Source organism: Vibrio sp. 10N.222.46.A1 (assembly GCF_041473595.1).
GTDB lineage: Bacteria > Pseudomonadota > Gammaproteobacteria > Enterobacterales > Vibrionaceae > Vibrio > Vibrio tasmaniensis_A.
Genome location: NZ_JBFRSN010000719.1, coordinates 1 through 3,262, shown reverse-complemented (window position 1 = coordinate 3,262; position 3,262 = coordinate 1). Strand labels below are relative to the sequence as shown.

The window sequence follows — 3,262 nt, the reverse complement described above, 5'->3', positions numbered from 1 at the left end:
GGCTCTAAGGATTATCGTGAGTAATACAAACGGACTAACTTTCGACCTCTTCCGGTTCCGCTTCTTCTTGTAGCTCTAGCAGGTTAATGGCTATCGTAACGAAATCGCTGTCTGTAATGATGCCCACGAGTTCGTGGTTCTCTACGACAGGTAAACAGCCCACTTTGTGTTTCTGCATATAAACAGCAGACTCTTTTAGTCCTGCGCGCGGCTCTACAGACATAACACTCTTGTGCATGATGTCATTGAGTGGTGTTGCAAGAGTATAGGATTGAGCTTGTGGGATGTTTTGTAGGCTAGATTCTTGAGCGGCAAGAACGTCTCGCTGTGTGACGACGCCAAGTAGTTGTCTGTCGGCATCAACAACCGGAATATGGCGGATATCAAGCGCTTCCATCATGTGCTTTGCATCGGCCAGTGAGTGTGAGCGCAATAGGGTATGAGGGTTGCGAGTCATCATATCTTCAACCTTGATCATACGGACCTCCTTCTTTTTTATTTGTTGCTATTACTATAGTTTTTTATCCAAAAAATAACTGAGATCTAACGCATTTTTGGGTGAGTTTCATGCAACTAATTTTGTTTTTTTTATGAGGGGGAATGGTCGTATTATTTTACGACTCTTTACAATAATCCAATGCTGTAAACCTTGCTATTGCGGCTCGTGTGCCTATACTAGCCCACTGCGAAATTTTTAGTCATGTTTACGATGTGTTTCTGGTAACGATTTACTTACCGAAACGATTGTTCGGCAACTTCGACTTATTATTCGTCAACGGCATAAATATCATCAACTAAGACAAGACTCGACACATGCAAGTTTCAGATTTTCACTTTGACCTACCAGATGAACTCATTGCTCGCTACCCTCAAGAGGAGCGCACAGCAAGCCGCCTACTTAAATTAGATGGCAATAATGGCAACCTAGCTGATGGTTCGTTTAAAGACGTTTTAGACTTGGTTGAGCCAGGTGATCTTGTTATTTTTAATAACACTCGCGTGATTCCTGCTCGTGTATTCGGTCGCAAGGCATCAGGCGGTAAGCTTGAAGTGTTGGTTGAACGTATGCTGGATGAGAAAAGCATTCTTGCGCATGTTCGTTGTTCTAAATCACCGAAACCGGGTACCAAATTGTTCCTTGGTGAGAACGATGAGTATGAAGCTGAAATGGTGGCACGTCATGATGCGTTATTTGAAATCCATTTCACATCCGATCAAAGCGTTTTAGAGATTCTTAACAGTGTTGGTCACATGCCACTGCCTCCTTACATCGATCGTCCAGATGAAGACGCCGATAAAGAGCGCTACCAAACTGTCTATAATGAAAAGCCGGGTGCAGTTGCTGCGCCAACAGCAGGCCTTCACTTTGATGACAAGCTAATGGCTGACATGAAAGAAAAAGGTGTTGAGTTTGCTTACGTGACGCTTCACGTTGGTGCTGGTACGTTCCAGCCAGTAAAAGTCGATAATATCAATGACCACCACATGCATGCTGAGTACGTTGAAGTACCGCAAGAAGTGGTAGATGCCGTTGCAGCTGCAAAAGCTCGCGGCGGACGCATCATTGCCGTTGGTACAACCTCTGTGCGTTCACTAGAAAGTGCGGCTCAAGATGCAGTGAAAAATGGCACTGAGTTAGTTCCTTTCTTTGGTGACACAGAAATCTTCATCTTCCCAGGTTATGAATATCAGCTGGTGGATTGCTTAATTACCAACTTCCACTTACCAGAATCAACGCTGATTATGTTGGTGAGTGCATTTGCTGGCTACGACAATGTGATGGGTGCATACGATCACGCAGTGAAGAGCGAATACCGTTTCTTCAGCTACGGTGATGCGATGTTCATCAATAAGAAAACGAGCTAATTTTAGCTGGTTATAAACGATATAAGCAGAATTTACGGGTGCTAGCAGTAGGCTAGGAGTCGGGCAGGGTGTCTGTCTAATCTCTCGCAAGGAATACGCGACCGCTCCTCATAGAACCCACTAGACTGAACTTTTGTTCGGCCTAAGGTTCTGAATTAACAGTCAGATTGTTTCTCTGGCATATTGGAGGCTTCGTGAAATTAAAATACGAACTTAAAAAAACTAATAGCGGCGCACGTCGTGGTCAACTTCAGTTTGAACGCGGTACCGTTGAAACCCCAGCATTCATGCCTGTAGGTACTTACGGTACGGTTAAGGGCATGACACCTGAAGAAGTAAAAGACACAGGTGCTGAAATCCTATTAGGTAATACATTCCACCTATGGCTACGTCCTGGTCAAGAAATCATGAAACTGCACGGTGATTTGCACGATTTCATGAACTGGAAAGGTCCTATCTTGACTGATTCAGGTGGCTTCCAAGTATTCAGCCTAGGCGCAACGCGTAAAATCACTGAAGAAGGTGTTCATTTCCGTAACCCTGTAAACGGTGACAAGATCTTCATGGACGCTGAGAAGTCGATGGAAATCCAAAAGGATCTAGGCTCAGACATCGTAATGATCTTTGACGAATGTACGCCTTACCCTGCGACGCATAAAGAAGCTAAAGACTCGATGGAGATGTCTCTTCGTTGGGCTCAGCGTTCTCGCGATCACTTTGATAAGCAAGAAAACCCGAACTCATTGTTCGGTATTGTACAAGGTGGCGTATACGAAGACCTTCGTGATGTATCCGTTAAAGGCCTAACAGAAATTGGCTTTGACGGTTATGCAGTAGGTGGTCTAGCAGTAGGTGAACCAAAAGAAGATATGCACCGCATTCTTGAGCACACATGTCCTCAACTGCCTGAAGATAAGCCTCGTTACCTAATGGGTGTAGGCAAACCTGAAGACTTGGTTGAAGGTGTTCGTCGCGGTATTGATATGTTTGACTGTGTTATGCCAACGCGAAATGCACGTAATGGCCACCTGTTTGTAACGGAAGGTGTGATCAAGATCCGTAATGCGAAGCATAAAACCGATACAACACCACTAGATTCAGATTGTGACTGTTACACTTGTAAGAACTACAGCAAGTCGTACTTACACCATTTGGATCGTTGTAACGAAATCCTAGGTGCTCGACTGAACACGATTCACAACCTGCGTTTCTACCAACGAGTAATGTCAGACATTCGTCAGTCTATCGATGAAGATCGCTTTGAAGAGTTCGTTGCAGAGTTCTACGCAAGAATGGGGCGTGAAGTGCCACCACTAGGTAAAGAATCTTAGTATTTCTTTTTTGCGAGCCCTATCTCTCTTCCGAGTGATGGGGCTTGAAAATAAAGGGATACGAC

General features: G+C 44.5%; 3 protein-coding genes. 2 read left to right on the top strand and 1 reads right to left on the bottom strand.

Going from position 1 to position 3,262, the window contains the following annotated elements; genetic code table 11:
- Positions 1 to 34: 34 nt before the first annotated feature.
- Positions 35 to 478 (bottom strand): CBS domain-containing protein, encoded by a 444-nt coding sequence (locus AB4496_RS19000; protein ID WP_009848278.1) that lies wholly within the window; start codon positions 476 to 478, stop codon positions 35 to 37.
- 335 nt (positions 479 to 813) lie between these two features.
- Here AB4496_RS19000 and queA point away from each other — a divergent pair, with 335 nt between their 5' ends.
- Positions 814 to 1,866 (top strand): tRNA preQ1(34) S-adenosylmethionine ribosyltransferase-isomerase QueA, encoded by a 1,053-nt coding sequence (queA, locus tag AB4496_RS18995; RefSeq protein WP_009848279.1) that lies wholly within the window; start codon positions 814 to 816, stop codon positions 1,864 to 1,866.
- 194 nt (positions 1,867 to 2,060) lie between these two features.
- Entirely contained in the window at positions 2,061 to 3,197 is a 1,137-nt protein-coding gene (tgt, locus tag AB4496_RS18990) for a tRNA guanosine(34) transglycosylase Tgt (protein ID WP_009848280.1), read from the top strand.
- Positions 3,198 to 3,262 lie beyond the last annotated feature (65 nt).

Excerpts from the sequence above, each read along its gene's own strand:
- queA (WP_009848279.1), top strand. The coding sequence starts at position 814 with ATGCAAGTTTCAGATTTTCACTTTGACCTACCAGATGAACTCATTGCT.
- AB4496_RS19000 (WP_009848278.1), bottom strand. The coding sequence starts at position 478 with ATGATCAAGGTTGAAGATATGATGACTCGCAACCCTCATACCCTATTG.